Origin of the sequence: Actinomadura luteofluorescens (genome assembly GCF_013409365.1) — a bacterium.
In the GTDB taxonomy this organism is placed as follows: domain Bacteria; phylum Actinomycetota; class Actinomycetes; order Streptosporangiales; family Streptosporangiaceae; genus Spirillospora; species Spirillospora luteofluorescens.
Genome location: NZ_JACCBA010000001.1, coordinates 2,658,726 through 2,674,154, shown reverse-complemented (window position 1 = coordinate 2,674,154; position 15,429 = coordinate 2,658,726). Strand labels below are relative to the sequence as shown.

The 15,429-nt window shown below is 74.4% G+C and carries 16 protein-coding genes; 11 read left to right on the top strand and 5 right to left on the bottom strand.

The window, feature by feature from the left end; genetic code table 11:
- The first annotated feature begins 87 nt into the window (after window positions 1–87).
- From BJY14_RS12310 to BJY14_RS12285, 6 genes are all read left to right on the top strand, one after another.
- Complete coding sequence (locus BJY14_RS12310) at window positions 88–924, top strand: inositol monophosphatase family protein (protein WP_179843736.1); 837 nt, start codon at window positions 88–90, stop codon at window positions 922–924.
- Window positions 925–1,086: 162 nt separating this feature from the next.
- Window positions 1,087–1,977 carry a Cgl0159 family (beta/alpha)8-fold protein gene (locus BJY14_RS12305; RefSeq protein ID WP_312879167.1) on the top strand — a complete coding sequence of 297 codons (891 nt, stop codon included), beginning with the start codon at window positions 1,087–1,089 and terminating at the stop codon, window positions 1,975–1,977.
- A gap of 147 nt (window positions 1,978–2,124) precedes the next feature.
- Window positions 2,125–3,441, top strand: coding sequence for an alkaline phosphatase PhoX (locus tag BJY14_RS12300; protein ID WP_179843735.1), 1,317 nt, complete (start codon window positions 2,125–2,127; stop codon window positions 3,439–3,441).
- 195 nt (window positions 3,442–3,636) lie between these two features.
- Window positions 3,637–4,056 carry a hypothetical protein gene (locus BJY14_RS12295; protein ID WP_179843734.1) on the top strand — a complete coding sequence of 140 codons (420 nt, stop codon included), beginning with the start codon at window positions 3,637–3,639 and terminating at the stop codon, window positions 4,054–4,056.
- The gene (locus tag BJY14_RS12290) at window positions 4,053–4,481 is read left to right on the top strand and encodes an SRPBCC family protein (protein ID WP_179843733.1); all 429 of its coding nucleotides are present in this window, start codon (window positions 4,053–4,055) and stop codon (window positions 4,479–4,481) included. Before BJY14_RS12295 ends, BJY14_RS12290 begins: the two co-directional genes overlap by 4 nt.
- A 14-nt stretch (window positions 4,482–4,495) precedes the next feature.
- Entirely contained in the window at window positions 4,496–5,068 is a 573-nt protein-coding gene (locus tag BJY14_RS12285; protein ID WP_179843732.1) for a DNA-3-methyladenine glycosylase I, read from the top strand.
- On the opposite strand, the gene BJY14_RS12280 is transcribed toward BJY14_RS12285, so the two are convergent.
- The 3 genes from BJY14_RS12280 to BJY14_RS12270 all read right to left on the bottom strand — a co-directional run bounded on the left by BJY14_RS12280 (window position 5,065) and on the right by BJY14_RS12270 (window position 9,290).
- On the bottom strand, window positions 5,065–7,632 hold the full coding sequence (locus tag BJY14_RS12280; protein WP_179843731.1) for an FtsX-like permease family protein: 2,568 nt from the start codon (window positions 7,630–7,632) through the stop codon (window positions 5,065–5,067). The two genes, BJY14_RS12285 and BJY14_RS12280, sit on opposite strands and share 4 nt — an antisense overlap.
- A gap of 5 nt (window positions 7,633–7,637) precedes the next feature.
- Window positions 7,638–8,402, bottom strand: coding sequence for an ABC transporter ATP-binding protein (locus BJY14_RS12275; protein ID WP_179843730.1), 765 nt, complete (start codon window positions 8,400–8,402; stop codon window positions 7,638–7,640).
- Between the two features lie 102 nt (window positions 8,403–8,504).
- Window positions 8,505–9,290: an enoyl-CoA hydratase-related protein gene (locus BJY14_RS12270; RefSeq protein WP_179843729.1), complete on the bottom strand. Its 786-nt coding sequence runs from the start codon at window positions 9,288–9,290 to the stop codon at window positions 8,505–8,507.
- A 315-nt stretch (window positions 9,291–9,605) separates the two neighbouring features.
- Between BJY14_RS12270 and BJY14_RS12265 the strand changes: the two genes are divergently transcribed.
- Together BJY14_RS12265 and BJY14_RS12260 are read left to right on the top strand one after the other, a co-directional pair.
- Window positions 9,606–9,773, top strand: a complete 168-nt coding sequence (locus BJY14_RS12265) for a DUF3117 domain-containing protein (RefSeq protein ID WP_089314488.1) — start codon at window positions 9,606–9,608, stop codon at window positions 9,771–9,773.
- A 99-nt stretch (window positions 9,774–9,872) separates the two neighbouring features.
- Window positions 9,873–11,342: a leucyl aminopeptidase family protein gene (locus BJY14_RS12260; RefSeq protein WP_179843728.1), complete on the top strand. Its 1,470-nt coding sequence runs from the start codon at window positions 9,873–9,875 to the stop codon at window positions 11,340–11,342.
- Window positions 11,343–11,357: 15 nt separating this feature from the next.
- Here BJY14_RS12260 and BJY14_RS12255 read toward each other — a convergent pair whose 3' ends face one another.
- Entirely contained in the window at window positions 11,358–11,978 is a 621-nt protein-coding gene (locus BJY14_RS12255; RefSeq protein WP_312879166.1) for a hypothetical protein, read from the bottom strand.
- Window positions 11,971–12,630, bottom strand: coding sequence for an O-methyltransferase (locus tag BJY14_RS12250; protein WP_258941383.1), 660 nt, complete (start codon window positions 12,628–12,630; stop codon window positions 11,971–11,973). Before BJY14_RS12250 ends, BJY14_RS12255 begins: the two co-directional genes overlap by 8 nt.
- A gap of 169 nt (window positions 12,631–12,799) precedes the next feature.
- On the opposite strand from BJY14_RS12250, the gene sigE reads away from it, so the two are divergent.
- From sigE to BJY14_RS45100, 3 genes are all read left to right on the top strand, one after another.
- A complete protein-coding gene (gene sigE / locus BJY14_RS12245; protein WP_246395886.1) occupies window positions 12,800–13,534 on the top strand; it encodes an RNA polymerase sigma factor SigE in 735 nt (244 codons plus the stop codon).
- A 62-nt stretch (window positions 13,535–13,596) separates the two neighbouring features.
- A complete protein-coding gene (locus BJY14_RS45105) occupies window positions 13,597–14,244 on the top strand; it encodes an anti-sigma factor family protein (protein WP_312879164.1) in 648 nt (215 codons plus the stop codon).
- On the top strand, window positions 14,241–15,359 hold the full coding sequence (locus BJY14_RS45100; protein ID WP_312879163.1) for a MucB/RseB C-terminal domain-containing protein: 1,119 nt from the start codon (window positions 14,241–14,243) through the stop codon (window positions 15,357–15,359). The genes BJY14_RS45105 and BJY14_RS45100 overlap by 4 nt, the downstream gene beginning before the upstream one ends.
- The last annotated feature ends 70 nt before the right edge of the window (window positions 15,360–15,429 follow it).

Sequence of the window (15,429 nt, the reverse complement as noted above, 5' to 3'; positions counted from 1 at the left end):
AACAAAGGGCCCGCCCGGGCCCCTCGCGGCACTCGGATACGGTCGTCATGTGCGCATTCGTGACCTTGTCGTGATCGAAGGAGAACAATGAGCGTCGACGTCCCCGCCTCGCGGGAGCTCGCCGGGATCGCCGAACTCGCCGCCCGCGCCACGGGGGACCGTCTGCGGACGGCGTTCCGGTCGCGTCCCGAGGTCGATCTCAAGCGCGACATCCACGACCCGGTCACCGTGCACGACCGGGCGGCGGAGGAGACGATCCGGGAGGTGCTGGCCGAGCACACCCCCGGCAGCGTCGTCGTCGGCGAGGAAGGCGGCGTGGGCGGCGGAGACGGCGGGGACGGCGACCTGCGCTGGTTCGTCGACCCCATCGACGGGACCGCCAACTTCGCCGTCGGCCTGCCGTTCTTCTGCGTGTCCATCGGCGCGGCCATGGGCGGCGAACTGGTGGCGGGCGTGGTGTACGACCCGGTGCGCGACGACATGTTCACCGCGTCCCTGGACGGTGCCACCTGCAACGGCCAGCCGATCCACAGCCGCGGAGCGACCTGCGACGAGAACGCCGTCGTCGCCACGTCCTACCCGAGCGCCTACGACCTGAGCCTCGGACGCGAGGAGGCACTGCGGCGCTACGGCCGGGTGGTGGACGCGTTCGCCACCGTGCGACGTCCGGGCAGCGCCGCCCTCACCCTCGCCCACGTCGCCGCCGGATGGCTGGACGCGGCCTACGACTCGTCCATCAACGCGTGGGACATCGCCGCCGGGCTGCTGCTGGTCAGGCAGGCGGGCGGGACGTACGTGCCGCTCGGTGGCGAGCCCGGCGGCAGCGACTGGGAGGCCCCCGGGTACCTGGCGTGCGTGGAGGGCTTCGACCTGGCCGGGTCCGCCATCGCCGAAGCCGCGGACTACAAGGGCCTCGGGGCCTGAACGGTCGCCCGTGCGGGGCACCGATGGTGCGCCCCGTGGCGGATTGACAGCCGTTCGTGATCTTGACCAGACTCGGCGGTGCCGGTGGCGCGACCCGGCGCCGCGCAGTCGCGGACAGGGACGGTGGACGATGATCGATGCACTGGTGGGGCGGGTGGCCTCGTGACGTCCGCGGGTGCGCGGGCGGAGCGGATCGCGGGGTTGGCCGAGGTGCGGGCGGAGCGTCCGGGGGCGGTGGCGGAGGCTGCTCGGGGGCGGGTGCGGCGTGCGTCGTTGCTGGGTGGTTCGGGGCGGTTGATGTTGGTGGCGGCTGATCATCCGGCTCGGGGTGCGCTGGCGGTGGGTGGTGATCCGTTGGCGATGGCCGATCGTGGGGAGTTGCTGCATCGGTTGTGCATGGCGTTGGAGCGGCCGGGTGTGGACGGGGTGCTGGGGACGCCTGATGTGATCGAGGATCTGCTGCTGCTGGGCGTGCTGGAGGGCAAGGTCGTGATCGGTTCGATGAACCGGGGTGGCCTGGCGGGTTCGGCGTTCGAGATCGATGACCGTTTCACGGCCTACGGCGCGGATGCGATCGCGGCGTCGGGGTTGGACGGCGGCAAGATGCTGGTGCGGGTGGACGATGACGACCCGGCGACCGTGCGCACGTTGGAGGCGTGTGCTCGGGCGGTGTCGGAGCTGGCCGGGCATGGGCTGATGGCGATGGTGGAGCCGTTCATCTCCCGGCGGGTGGAGGGGCGGGTCCGCAATGACCTGTCGCCGGAGGCGATGACGCGTGCGGTCGCGATCGCTTCGGGGTTGGGGACGACGTCGGCGTACACGTGGTTGAAGGTGCCGGTGGTGGCGGACATGGAGCGGGTGATGGCCGCGTCCACGCTGCCCGCGCTGCTGCTGGGCGGTGAGGTGGCGGCCGATCAGGGTGCGGCGCGTGAGGGGTGGCGGCGTGCGTTGCGGTCGCCGACCGTGCGGGGTCTGGTGGTGGGCCGGTCCCTGCTGTATCCGCCGGACGGCGACGTCGCCGGCGCCGTCGACGCCGCGGTGGAGCTCCTCTGAGGCCGCGCTCCGCACGCGCGCCGGCACTCGGGGCGCCCGCGGACCAACGTTGTCCTGGGGTTTCTCCTCCCGGCCAGTGATCGTTCATCCGCGGTTCAGGGACGGCGACCAGGCTCCCGCGTGATCCCCTCACGTGAAGGAGTGCCCATGTCCGTGACCCGTCGCGGAGTCGTCAAGGGCGGCGCGGCCGGCGCGCTGTCCATCGCCCTGGCCGGAAGCCTGGACGGAATCTTCCAGACGTCCGCCGGTGCCGAAACAGGGGAGGCCCACGGCTACGGCCCGCTGATCCCCGACCCCAAGGGCGTCCTGGACCTGCCCGAGGGCTTCTCCTACAAGACGCTGTCGGTGGAGGGCGAGCCCATCTCCGAGGGCGTGGTCGTCCCCGGGCACCACGACGGGATGGCCTCGTTCCCCGGCGGCCGCCACGGCCGCACCCGGCTGGTGCGCAACCACGAGCAGAGCAACAACGGCACCCGCGCCGTGGGCCGTCCCGAGTGGACCTACGACCCGGCCGCCAACGGCGGCACCACCACCCTGGAGGTCGACAGCAAGGGCAACCTGCTGTCGCAGTACGTCAGCCTCGCCGGGACGTCCACCAACTGCGCGGGCGGACGGACCCCCTGGGGGACGTGGCTGACCTGCGAGGAGACCGAAGGCTTCACGGGCCAGACCAAGAGCCACGGCTGGGTGTTCGAGGTCGACCCGACCGGCCGCAGGACCGAGCCCGTCCCGCTGACCGGGCTCGGCCGGTTCGCGCACGAGGCCGTCGCCGTCGACCCGCACACGCTCACCGCGTACCTGACCGAGGACGCCGCCAAGCCGTTCGGGCTCTTCTACCGGTTCCGGCCCCGCGCCCACCGCGGCGGCTACCACGCCTACATGTCGGGCGGGAAGCTGGAGGCGCTGAACGTCCCCGGCGTCCCGGACCTGTCGGCCGTCCAGGAGCCCGGGACGCGGCTGCGCGCGGGCTGGGTGGAGGTGCCCGACCCGTCGGCGAAGCAGACGTCGGTCCGCAAGCAGTTCGACACGGTCACGCGGAGCCAGAAGCTCGAAGGCGCCTGGTGGGGCCACGGCAAGGCCTACTTCGTGTGCAGCTACTCCCGGAAGGCCGATGGCGGCGCCGCCGACCACGCCGGGCAGGTCTGGACCTACGACCCGCACCGCGGCGAGATCGAGCTCCAGCTCGTCTTCAAGCCGGGCGGGCGCTTCGACGGCCCCGACAACATCACCGTCTCCCCGTACGGCGGCGGTGTGATCCTCGCGGAGGACGGCGACGGCGAGCAGTACCTCATCGGCACCACCCGCCGGGACGAGCCGTTCGCGATGGCCCGCAACGCCCTCAATGACAGCGAGTTCACCGGCGTGACGTTCTCCCCGGACGGGCGGATCCTGTTCGCCAACCGCCAGTCCGACCCGGGGGCCACGTTCGCGATCACCGGCCCCTGGCACCGCCTGCGCGGCTGAGGACCGGACCCGCGCACGCCCGTCGCGGCGTGACCGGCACGGCGTCCTCGGCGACTCGCCGGGGGCGCCGTGCCCGCGTCCGCAACCGGCGCGCCCGGTGGAAGGACCCCGCGCTCGTGCAACCCCACGCCGCCGGGCGTGGCACGATCGGGGACGGGGGATCGTCTTCCCGATGGGGTGCCGTCAGATCGGAGCGTGATCGTGGTCGTGGTTCTCGTCCTGGCCGGCGTGGCCGTGCTGGGCGCCGTCGTCGCCCTCGCCATGGGCAGGGGCGGCGAGCTGGCCGAGGCCCATCCCGACTATCCGCCGGTCAGCGTGGACGCCGAGGGGCGGCCCGTCGTCGGCTGGGAGGGCGCCCGCCTCAGGTTCCCCCGGACTCTGTGGGGGTACCAGCCGCATGTGACGGACGACGCGTTCCACCGCCTCACCGAGGCCCTGAACGAGCGCGACGCCCGCGTGGAGGACCTGGAACGGCAGCTCCACGACGCCCGCGAGCGCGCCGACGACGCCGAACCGGCGGGCCCGGTCGGCGCCCTGCACGGCATCGAGGAGCCCGCCGCCCGGGTGCCGCTCCGCAAGGAGTCCTTCGAGCCGGACGGGGAGGAGAGCAGATGAGCGCGGTCGCGGTCCACGCGGAGGCGGTCTCGGCGGCCCCGCCCGAGCGGCTCTTCGACGTCCTCACCGACTGGCCGCGACACGCCGAGTGGATGCCGTTCACCCGCGCGGAGGGCGGCGACAAGGTCGGCGACGAGCTGCGGGCGTGGACGGGCGTCGGCCCGGTCGGCTTCCTCGACACCATGGTGATCACCGACTGGCGGGACGGCCGCCGCGTCGCGGTCCGGCACACCGGCCGCGTCGTGCGCGGCGAGGCGTTCTTCAAGGTCGTCCCGGAGGGCTCCGGCAGCCGCGTCGTCTGGGCCGAGCGCGTCGACCTGCCCCTCGGCCCCCTCGGCCGCGCCGCCTGGCTGGTCGCGGGACCGGTCGTGAAGGCGTTCATGGGGGTCGGGCTGCGCCGCCTCGCCGTTCTGTCGCAGGCATGAGGTAGAACGGGCGGGTGACCACCGCGATTCTGGGCGAGGACGGGCTGGCGCGCTGCCCGTGGGGGCTGTCGGCGCCCGACTACGTCGCCTACCACGACGAGGAATGGGGCCGTCCGGTCCGCGACGACCAGGGCCTCTACGAGCGGCTGTGCCTGGAGGCGTTCCAGTCCGGCCTGTCGTGGCTGACGATCCTGCGCAAGCGCGAGGGCTTCCGTGCCGCGTTCCACGGCTTCGACGCCGAGAAGGTCGCCTCGTTCGGCCCCGGCGACGTCGAGCGCCTGATGGCCGACGCCGCCATCGTCCGCAACCGCGCCAAGATCGAGGCCACGATCGCCAACGCCCGCGCGGCCCTCGACCTCCCCGGCGGCCTCGCCGCCACCGCCTGGCGCTACGCCGACCCCGACTCCCCGTCCTATACCGTCATGTCCGAGGTTCCCGCCTACACCGACGCCTCGAAGGCCCTGGCCAAGGAACTGAAGAAGCAGGGCTTCCGCTTCGTAGGCCCCACCACCGCCTACGCCCTAATGCAAGCCTGCGGCCTGGTAGACGACCACCTCACCGACTGCCACCGCCACGGCGCTGCTTAACGCGTCGAGGCGATGGCCACTGCTCTTTTCGCGGGGAGGGCTGAGACGGCGAAGGTGACGGCGGCGGCGCCGGTGATCACTGCGGGGAACAGCCACCAGGGGGCGTTGGGGGCGAGGTACGAGCTGCCTGTGGCGACGTGCAGGAGGGACGCGGTGGCCAGGGCCGTGCCGAGGCCGAGGAGGGTGCCGAGCAGGACGACCGTCGCGGCCTCCCAGCGGACGATCGAGCGGATCTGGTCCGTCGTGGCGCCGACGGCGCCGAGCAGGCCGAACTCGCGGGTCCGTTCGGCGACGCTCATCGACACGGTGGTCGCCATGCCGAAGAGGGCGAGGACGAGCGCCATGCCGATGAACCCGTAGATGACGCTCATGCCCTTGGTCATCGCGTCGGCGGCCGCCTTGACGTAGCCGGCCCTGTCGACGACCTTCAGGCCCGGCGCGTCCGCGAACGCGCGGGACAGGGCCTGCTCGGTGCCGCCGCGGACGAGCACCACCTGGGCGGCCGCGGTGGGGTCGAGCCGGTCCATCGTCGCGTCCGAGACGAGGGCCTGGTCGGCGAACAGGTGGGACGGGTCGTGGTAGGCGGCGGCGACGGTGAGCGCGATCCTGCCGCGGGCGCCGCGCACCACGATCCGCTGCCCCTTCTTGATCCGCTGGCCTTTCATGACCGTGGACGTGAGGGCGATCTGGCCGTCGCCGAGGCGCGGGAGGCGGCCGCCGAGCTTCAGCACCGACGGCAGCGCGTTCTGGTCGGCGCCCGTGACGGCGAGGTAGAAGGGCTCGGGGGCCTCCTCGGGCGAGGGCCGTCTGGGCGGGGGAGAGACGAGCTTGACCTCCGACATCGTGAGCGCCGCCGCGGCGGACACGCCGGGCACGGCGGCGGCCTTCCGCGCCGCGTCGCGGGGGAGGGGCGCCTGCCCGTCCGAGGTCATTCCGGTCGCCGTGACCGCGTGGTCGGCCCGCATCACCTCCCGGCCGGCCTCGTTGAACCGCGCGCCCACCGACAGGACGATCAGCGCCGTGGAGGCGACCAGCGCGACGCCGAGCATGAGGGACGAGGCCGCCGACGACACGCGGCGGGGGCTGCGGGTGATGGTGGCGCGGGCGAGGCGTCCGGCCTCGCCGCTGACGGCCATGCCGACGCGGCCGACGAGGCCGCCGAGGGGGCCGACGAAGAACGGGGCGAGGACGGCGAGTGCCGCCACGGTGGTCATGCAGCCCATGAGGGTCATCACGCTGGTGCCGGCGGTGCGTTCGGGGCCGGGCGGCTCCTCGTAGCGGATCCCGAAGACGCCCCCGAAGAAGATCCAGGCGCAGGCGAACACCGCCAGGGCGCCGAGGAGGCGCGGCCAGCGGCGGCCCGCCGTCTCGGTGCTCGCGTCCCGCAGAGCCTGCATCGGGGAGATCTTCGCGGCGCGCTTGGCGGCGCGCCGGGCCGCGAGCTGGGTGACGAGCACGCCGGCGGCGGCGGGCACCGCGAGCGCGATCCAGCCGTACTGCGCGTCGGCGGCGGAGATGTCGAAGCCGTCGTTGGCGAACAGGTGGGTGAGCAGGGCCGACACCGGGTAGCCGAGCGCCACGCCGCCGGCGGAGGCGACGGCGCCGAGGGCGAGGGCCTCGAACCGGATCAGCCGCCTGATCTGCCGGGGCGTCGCGCCGATCGCGCTGAGCAGCGCCAGCCGCCGGGTCCGCTGCCGTACGAGCGTGCCGAAGGTGTTGGCGACGACGAACAGCCCCACGAACACCGCGACGGACGAGAGCATGCCGATGGCGCCGCCGATCGACGCCCCGGCGCCCTGGAGGTCGGCGGACTGCGCGCGGCGCACCTCCGCCGCCGTCCGGACGGTGACGTCCTTCCCGAGGTCGCGCGCCAGTGCGGCGCGGAGCGCCGGCACCGATCCGCCCGACGCCTTGACCCAGACGCTCTGCCACGTCCCCGCCGGGAGGCCCGCCGCCTGCGCGACGGTGCCGGGGGGCGCCAGCAGCAGGTCGCCGCTCGCGACGGCGCTGTGCCCCTGCACGGTGACGACGCCGACGATCCTCATGTCGCGGCTCTGCCGCGGCAGCAGCACTTTCAGCGTGTCGCCGACGCCGAGCCCGCCCGCGCGGGCGACGTGCCGGGTGACGGCGACCTCGCCGTCGGCGGCGGGCGCGCGGCCCGACTCCAGGTGGTAGGGGTTGAGGCGGCCGTCGGACGTCCACGGCCGCAGGGACGTGCCCGCCCCGGCGGGCGGCAGGATCGGCTTGCCGTCCGCGCCGCTCGCGGTCACCGGGACCGTCGCGTCGCCCGCGACCGCCGCGACGCCGGGACGTCCGGCCACGGCGGCCGCCGCGACCCGGCCGTCCGGCGGCGAGTACGGGTCGTCGGGGTCGGCGGAGCCGCCCTGGACGAGCACGTCGGCGCGGGAGTACTCGCTGGCGTCGCTGCCCGACACCGCCTCCTGCGCCCGCAGCGTGAACTGCAGGGCGCCCGCGATCAGTCCGATGGAGAACACCGCCGCCAGCAGCGTGGCGGCCAGCCGCGTCCAGCTTTCGGCGAAGGAGCGGCGCGCGATCAGCCACATGCCGGTCAGCCCTCCATCCGGCGCATCACGGCGTGGACGCCGTCGATCGTCGGCGCGGGCAGGTCGTGCACGATCATCCCGTCGGCGAGGAAGAGGACCCGGTCGGCGTGCGCGGCGGCCGCCGGATCGTGCGTCACCATGATCACCGTCTGCCGGTAGGCGTCCACCGCGGTGCGCAGGAAGCCCAGCACCTCGGCGCCCGACCGGGAGTCGAGGTTGCCGGTGGGCTCGTCGGCGAACAGCACCTCCGGCCGGGTCAGCAGCGCCCGCGCCACCGCGACCCGCTGCTGCTGCCCGCCCGACAGCTCGCCCGGCCGGTGCGTCAGCCGCTCCCGCAGCCCGAGCGCGTCCACGATCGTGTCGAACCACTCCCGGTCGGCGCGCCGGTTCCCGAGGCGCCCGGTCAGCCGGATGTTCTCCTCCGCCGTCAGCATCGGCAGGAGGTTGAACGACTGGAACACGAACCCGAGCCGGTCGCGGCGCAGCTTCGTCAGCCGGGTCCGCGAGAGCCGGGTGATGTCCACGTCCCCGATCGTGATCGAGCCGGACGTCACGGTGTCGAGCCCCGCCATGCAGTGCAGGAACGTCGACTTGCCCGAGCCGGACGGCCCCATGATCGCGGTGAACCGGCCCCGGGGGAAGGCCGCCGAGACGCCGCGCAGGGCGGTCACCTCGTTCTCGCCCGCCCCGTAGGACCTGACGACGTCGCGGGCGACGGCGACATGGTCGTGGACCTGCCCGGCGAGGAATGCGGCGGCTGTCTGCGTCATGCCGTCCAGCAAACCGCCGGGCGCCCACCGCCCGCATTGGCGCGGCCTCCCCGGTTCATGCGGGGGTAGCCCCCACCCCCACCCCAGGGAGAGCCCGAGGGACTACCGGCCTTCGAACGTCGGCTGCTGCTTCTTGAGGAACGCCTCGGTCGCGTTGTGGTGGTCGCTCGTCTTCTCGCACTCGTCCTGGAGTTCCGCCTCGCGTTCGAGCGCGGACGCCAGGTCGTGCGTCGCCGCGTGGTCGAGCGCCGCCTTGACCGCGCCGTAGGAGACCGTGGGGCCGGACGCGAGGCGGCGCGCCAGCTCCACCGACGCCGGGGCCAGCTCGTCGGCCGGGACGACCCGCGTCACCAGCCCCATCTCCAGGGCCTCCTGGGCCTTCACCGGCTCGCCCAGCAGCAGCAGTTCGGCGGCCTTGGCACGGCCGACGAGGCGCTGCAGCGTCCACGACATGCCGCTGTCGGGGGCGAGGCCGATCCCGGTGAACGCGGTCGCGAACCGGGCCCTGTCGGACGCGACGATCAGGTCGCACGCGAACGCCAGGGACGCGCCCGCGCCCGCCGCCACGCCGTTCACGGCCGCCACGACCGGCTTCCGCATGCCCGCGATCGCCAGGACGATCGGGTTGTAGTGCTTGCGGACGGTGTCGTCCAGGCCGCGGCCGGCGGCGAGGTTGTCGCCGTGCTCGCGCAGGTCCTGGCCCGCGCAGAACGCCCGTCCCGCGCCCGTCAGGATCACCGCGCGGACGGCCGGGTCGGCGGCGGCCCGCACCACCGTCGCGCGCAGCGCCTCCTTCATCTCGACGGTCAGCGAGTTCATCCCGTCGGGACGGTTCAGTGTGATCGTGGCCACTGCGTCGGTCACGTCGTAAAGCACGGTTTCCGGCATCGTCGTCCTCTCGGTCCTGGGTAGATCTTCCCAGGCCACCTTCGACGAACACCCGCGCCCCGGCAAGGGCGGTCCCGCCCTGAGCGGCGGTCCGCGGCCGTGCGGAGCGGGCGTCGCGCCCCCGCCGATCGGGACGCCCGGCACGGCCCGCGACCTGCGTCCCGGGGCCCCGGCTGCCGATCTGGAGGCTGATCGTTACCACTTCGCGCCCGGAAGACGAGATAATGGACCACTACTGATGACGCGGATGCGACACGCGGCCACGCGGCCAGAGGTGTGCGAGGCCGCGGCCCTACTCAGGAAGGGGATGCACGCATGGCGGCGATGAAGCCGCGGACGGGAGACGGTCCGCTCGAAGTGACCAAGGAGGGCCGCGGCATCGTCATGCGAGTCCCCCTCGAAGGCGGCGGCCGCCTCGTGGTCGAGCTCTCCGCCGACGAGGCCAAGGAGCTCGGCGAGGCCATCAAGGGCGTCGTGGGCTGACGGCCCCGGCCTTCCCGGCCTGTTGGTGACGGTCCCGGCGACGACGCCGGGGCCCTTGCCATTTCCGTGACCATCCAGCGATCAGGGGGAACCACCGCCATGCCCATCGAGACCCGCATCCACGGCGCCGGCGGCACCGTGTCGCAGACCGCGGTCGACCTCGGGGCCGAGGTGGTGGCCGTGCCCGTCCGGTCGGGGCCCGCCGCCCCGGCGGCGGAGGTGGCGGCCTCCCTCCCCTTCACGCTGGACGAGCTGCTCGCGCTGCACCAGGCCAAGGGCGAGCCCGGCGAGATCGTCGCCACGCAGGTCCGCGTCGGCGACCGGGTGCGGGAACTCCTGCTCTACGGCGTGGGCGAGGCGGCCCCCGGCGACCTGCGCAGGGCCGGCGCCGCGCTGGCCCGCCGCGGCAGGGGGCGCACGGCGCTCGTCGCGGGCGTCCCGGGCGGCGACCTCGCCGCCTTCGTCGAGGGCGCGCTGCTGGCCTCCTACGAGTTCAGGATCGGCGCCGCCCCGCCGAAGAAGGCGCTCGGCACCCTCGCCGTGCTGACCGAGGCCGGCCCCGAGTCCGACGCCCCCGCGATCGAGTTCGGCACCGCGCGGGCCCGCGCCACCGCCCTCGCCCGCGACCTCGCCAACACCCCGTCCGGCGAGAAGGACCCGTCCTGGCTCGCCGCGCAGGCCGAGCGCGTCGCCGGCGAGTCCGGCCTCGGCGTCCGCGTGTGGGGCGAGAAGGAGCTGGTGGAGGAGGGGTTCGGCGGCCTGCTGGCCGTCGGCGGCGGTTCGGCCCGCCCGCCCCGGCTGATCGAGCTCTCCTATGACCCGGGGGACGCCGGGGGGTCCTCCCCGCGCCATGTCGTCCTGGTCGGCAAGGGCATCACGTTCGACAGCGGCGGCCTGTCGCTGAAGCCCAACGAGGGCATGAAGACGATGAAGACCGACATGGCTGGCGGCGGCGTCGTCATCGCCGTGATGAGCGCGCTGCGGGCCCTCGGCGTCCGCGCCCGCGTCACCGGTCTGGTCGCCGCGGCGGAGAACATGCCGTCCGGGTCGTCGATGCGCCCCGGCGACGTGATCACCCACTACGGCGGGACGACGTCGGAGGTGCTGAACACCGACGCCGAGGGGCGGCTCGTCCTCGCCGACGCGCTCGCCTACGCCGACGCCCGGCTCGACCCCGACGCGGTGGTGGACGTCGCCACGCTGACCGGCGCCGCCAAGGTCGCGCTCGGCCTGAAGCACGCGGCCCTGTTCGCGAGCGACGACGCCCTCGCCGGGGAGCTCACCCGGGCCGGGACGGCCGCCGGCGAGCCCGTGTGGCGGCTCCCGCTCGTGGAGGACTACCGCGCCGCGATCGACTCCGACGTCGCCGACATCAACAACATCGGGCGCGGCGGCTACGGCGGCGGCTCGATCACGGCGGCGCTGTTCCTGCGCGAGTTCACGGGCGACCGGCCCTGGGCGCACCTCGACATCGCCGGGCCCGGCCGCTCCACCTCCGAGGACGGCGAGATCACCCGCGGCGCCACCGGTTACGGCGCCCGCCTCCTGCTGGACTGGCTGACGGCCTGACCGGGCAGCGGCCGGTCACTTGTTCCGGCGGTCGATCACCGGGACGCGGCGGCGGCGCCTGGCCTGCTTGACGATCTCCGGGAGCGTCGCGTCCCAGCCCGGCTCGACCGCGAAGCACCACGGGACGGCCGCCGCCGTGGCGGGCACGTCCCGCATCGTGAGCGCCACCAGCGGCGCCCGCTCGGAGGTGCGGGCCATCTCCGCCAGCTCCGGGGTCGGCAGGAAGACCAGGTAGTCCTGCTCGCCGCGGCGGGTGCCGCCGACGCCGCGCCGCAGCGCCGTGATCGCGGCGACCTCGTCCCAGGGCAGCGTCCGACCGGACCGGCGCGGCAGCGGCCAGCGCGCGGGGCGCCGCACCCCGCCGCCGTCGAACTCCAGGACGGGGCGCCGCGACAGCATGGGCCCGGCCGACACCAGCAGGCCCGTCCCGAAGAGGCCGAGCCCGGCGACCCCGAGCACCATGACCGCGACGCTGCCGGCGCCCGCGCCGCGCATCACCCCGCCCGCGACGAACGCCATCGACGCCAGGAAGAGGATCACGAACGCGGCCAGCCGCCACATCCCGCGCCACGTGACCCGCACCCGGACCGCGAAGGCCTCCCCGGCGGCCCGGTCGCGGAGGGCGTCCTCAGTCACGCCTGACGGCGCAGAGCAGGCCGTCGCCCACCGGGATCAGCAGCGGGACGAGCCGGTCGTCCTCGCGGATCATGCGGTGCACCTCGCGGATCGCCTCGGTGTCGGGGTCGCGCCGGTCGGGGTCGGCGACCCGGTCGTGCCAGAGGGCGTTGTCGAACGCGACGACGCCGCCCGGCCGCAGCAGGCGCAGCGCGTCCACCAGGTACTCGGGGTACTCCCGCTTCGCCGCGTCGCAGAAGACCATGTCGTAGGCGCCGTCGGTGAGGCGCGGCAGCACCTCCAGCGCCGGGCCGATGATCATCCGGGTGCGGAAGCCGGACAGGCCCGCCTCCCGGTAGGCCTGCTTGGCCAGCCGCTGGTGCTCCGGCTCGATGTCGACGCTGGTCAGCACCGCGTCCTTCGGCATGCCGCGCATCAGGTAGACGCCGGACACGCCGCAGCCCGAGCCGACCTCCACGACCGTCCGCGCGCCGATCAGGGTGGCGACGAAGCGCAGCGCCGCGCCCCCGGCCGGGCCGATCGGCACCGCGCCGACCTCCTGGCCGCGGCGCCGGGCGTTCTGGAGCGGCTCGTCCTCGGGGAGGAAATCCTCCACATAGGCCCGGGTGGCCTCAATGGCGTCGATGGCTGCCTCCTCCTGGGACCCCCGCACGGCTCATGCTGGAAAGACCATATCGCTGCAGGGGAACCAACTGGCGTTTCAGTGCGTTGTTACCAACACAGGCAAGCACCGAGTCGGTATCAGAACCGCCCCAGCCCAGGCGAGACCGTGCCGTTCCAAGGCGAGACCTTGGCTCACGAGAGAGGAACAGCCCGGCACCATGGGAGTCGCAGCACTCAGTTTCAGAAGCGCTGTTGGGGTCGGCGCCAGGCAGGGTCTGGGAAACGCCGCTCGAACCCGGGAGAACGCGCCCGAGGCAGAATGGGCGCCGCCGTCCTGGGACGAGGTCGTCCGCGAGCACTCCGCCCGCGTCTACCGGCTGGCCTACCGTCTGACCGGCAACCAGCACGACGCCGAGGACCTCACGCAGGAGGTCTTCGTCCGCGTGTTCCGTTCGCTGTCGAACTACACGCCCGGCACGTTCGAGGGCTGGCTGCACCGGATCACCACGAACCTGTTCCTCGACATGGCCCGGCGCCGCCAGCGCATCCGCTTCGAGGGACTCGCCGACGACGCCGCGGAACGCCTCCAGGGCCGCGAGCCGACCCCGGCGCAGGCGTTCGACGACAACAACTTCGACGCCGACGTCCAGGCCGCGCTCGACGCGCTGGCCCCCGACTACCGCGCCGCCGTCGTGCTGTGCGACATCGAGGGGCTGTCCTACGAGGAGATCTCCGCGACCCTCGGCGTCAAGCTCGGCACCGTGCGCAGCCGCATCCACCGGGGGCGGGCGCAGCTGCGTTCGGCGCTGGAGCACCGCGCGCCCACCCGGCGCCGGCCGGGGACGCGGAACGACTACCAGGTCGCCGCCGCCGGCGGTGAGGCCGCCTTCGAAGGCGGGCCCGGAGGCGCGCACGCGGCGGGCGGTGTCCGGCCGCTGCCGGAGGGCGTGTAAAGCTGTGCACCGCGCGCGGGGCGGGACCGCGCGCCTGACCGAACGGAATCGACGGAGGCGGCGTGAGTTGTCTGGGGGAGCGTCTGACCGCGCTGGTCGACGGTGAGCTGGGGGACGAGGAGCGCGAGCGCGCCCTCGCCCATCTCGCGGGATGCGCCGACTGCCGGGAAGAGGCCGACCAGCTGCGCAAGCTCAAGGGACGGCTGCGGGGCCTGTCGGAGCTGCCGGCGACCGACGGCACCGACGACCTTCCGTCCCCCGACTTCCTGAGCCGGCTGCGCACCCTGCCCGACCTGTCCGGCCTTCCCGACGCGGCCGAGGCCCCCGGCGCGCCCGTTGCCGGCGTCCCGCCGAAGACGGCGGTTCCGCACGCGGGTCAACGCTCACACCGGCCGCACCGGCCGCTTCGATCATCGGCCCGCCCCGCCAGGCCGCCGCACGCCGTCCGCCCGCGCGACAACCGCCCGGCCGGGCACGCCGCCGCGATGCGCGTCCAGCCCCGGCGCCGCTACCTCGTGGTCGGCGCCGCCACCCTGTTCCTCAGCCTCGGCACCGCCTCCTACGTGGCGGGCGGACGCCAGGACACCCCCGCCGTGACGCCCGCCTTCGACCGGTTCGCCGTCGAGCACGCGCTCACGTCCGGCGACGCGCCGATGACCGATCCGCTCACCGACCCGGTCAACCAGGTCCAGGTCTCTCCAGGGCCGTGAGGCGGCCGGCCCCGGCGGGGCGGTGCCGGCGCAGCGCCGTCCTGGCCGGCGGGCTCGCGGGCGCCCTCGCGCTCGCCGGGACGCTCACCGGCGACCCCGCCCCCGTGCGCCGCGCCCGCAGCGACCCGGGCGCCCTCGGCCTGCTGCGCGCCGCGGCCGACGCCGCCCGCCGCGTCCCCTACGAGGGCCGCCGGTTCCTCACCACCGGGGGCGGCGGCCGGGCCGCCACCGCGCGCGTCCTCGTGTCGCACACGCCGGGCGCGGGCGTCCGGTACCGGTCCGGGCTCACCGGTGAGGGGTACCGGCCCGAGTCGTCCGCCGGGGACACCACCGGCTTCACGCCCGCGACGCTGGCGCTGCTGACCCGCAACTACGCGGTGGTGCGCGCCGCGGACGCGTCGATCTGCGGCCGCGCCGCCCGCGTCGTCGAGGCGCGCCGCGCCGACGGCAGCCCCGCCGGGCGCTTCTGGATCGACCGGGACACCGGGCTGATGCTGCACCGCGAGCTGATCGACGCCACCGGCCGTCCCGTGATCACCACCGGTTTCACCGAGATCAGCTTCACCGTCTCGCCGGTCGAGCCGTCCCCCCTCGCCCGCCCGCTCGGCGGGCCGTCCCGCTTCCCCGGGGCGAGCGCGGGCAGCCCCGTCGAGAACAGCGGGGCGCGTGCCGCCGCGAGCGCGTGGGGCGAGAAGCTGGACCGCGCCGCCCTCGCCGGGCTGCGCGGCGGCGGCTGGCCCGTCCCGAAGGACCTGCCGGGCCGGCTCACCCTCCACGAGGCCCGCCGCGAGAACGGCGGCGGCGCCCTGCATCTCAGCTACTCCGACGGCCTCGCCGCCGTCTCGGTGTTCGTGCAGCGCGGCGACCTCGACGCGCGCGGCATGGCGGGCTGGCAGAAGACCGCCCGCCGGGGCAGGACGGTGTACCGCCGCGAGTCCCTGAGGCGCTGGGCGGTGTCCGGGGGGAACGGCTACGTCTACACCGTCGTGACGGACGCCCCGCAGAGCACGGCCACGGCGGTGGCGCTGAACATGCCGCGCGACTCCGCGCCGTTCTGGGCGCGGCTCTCCCGCGGTGCCCGCCGCCTGGTCGCGGCGGTGAATCCGTTCGATTGACCCGAGATATGGGTATTGGCGGCGAGTCTTATGCTCGCCACATGCCCCGCGGGGCAGCATGAGCACCGAT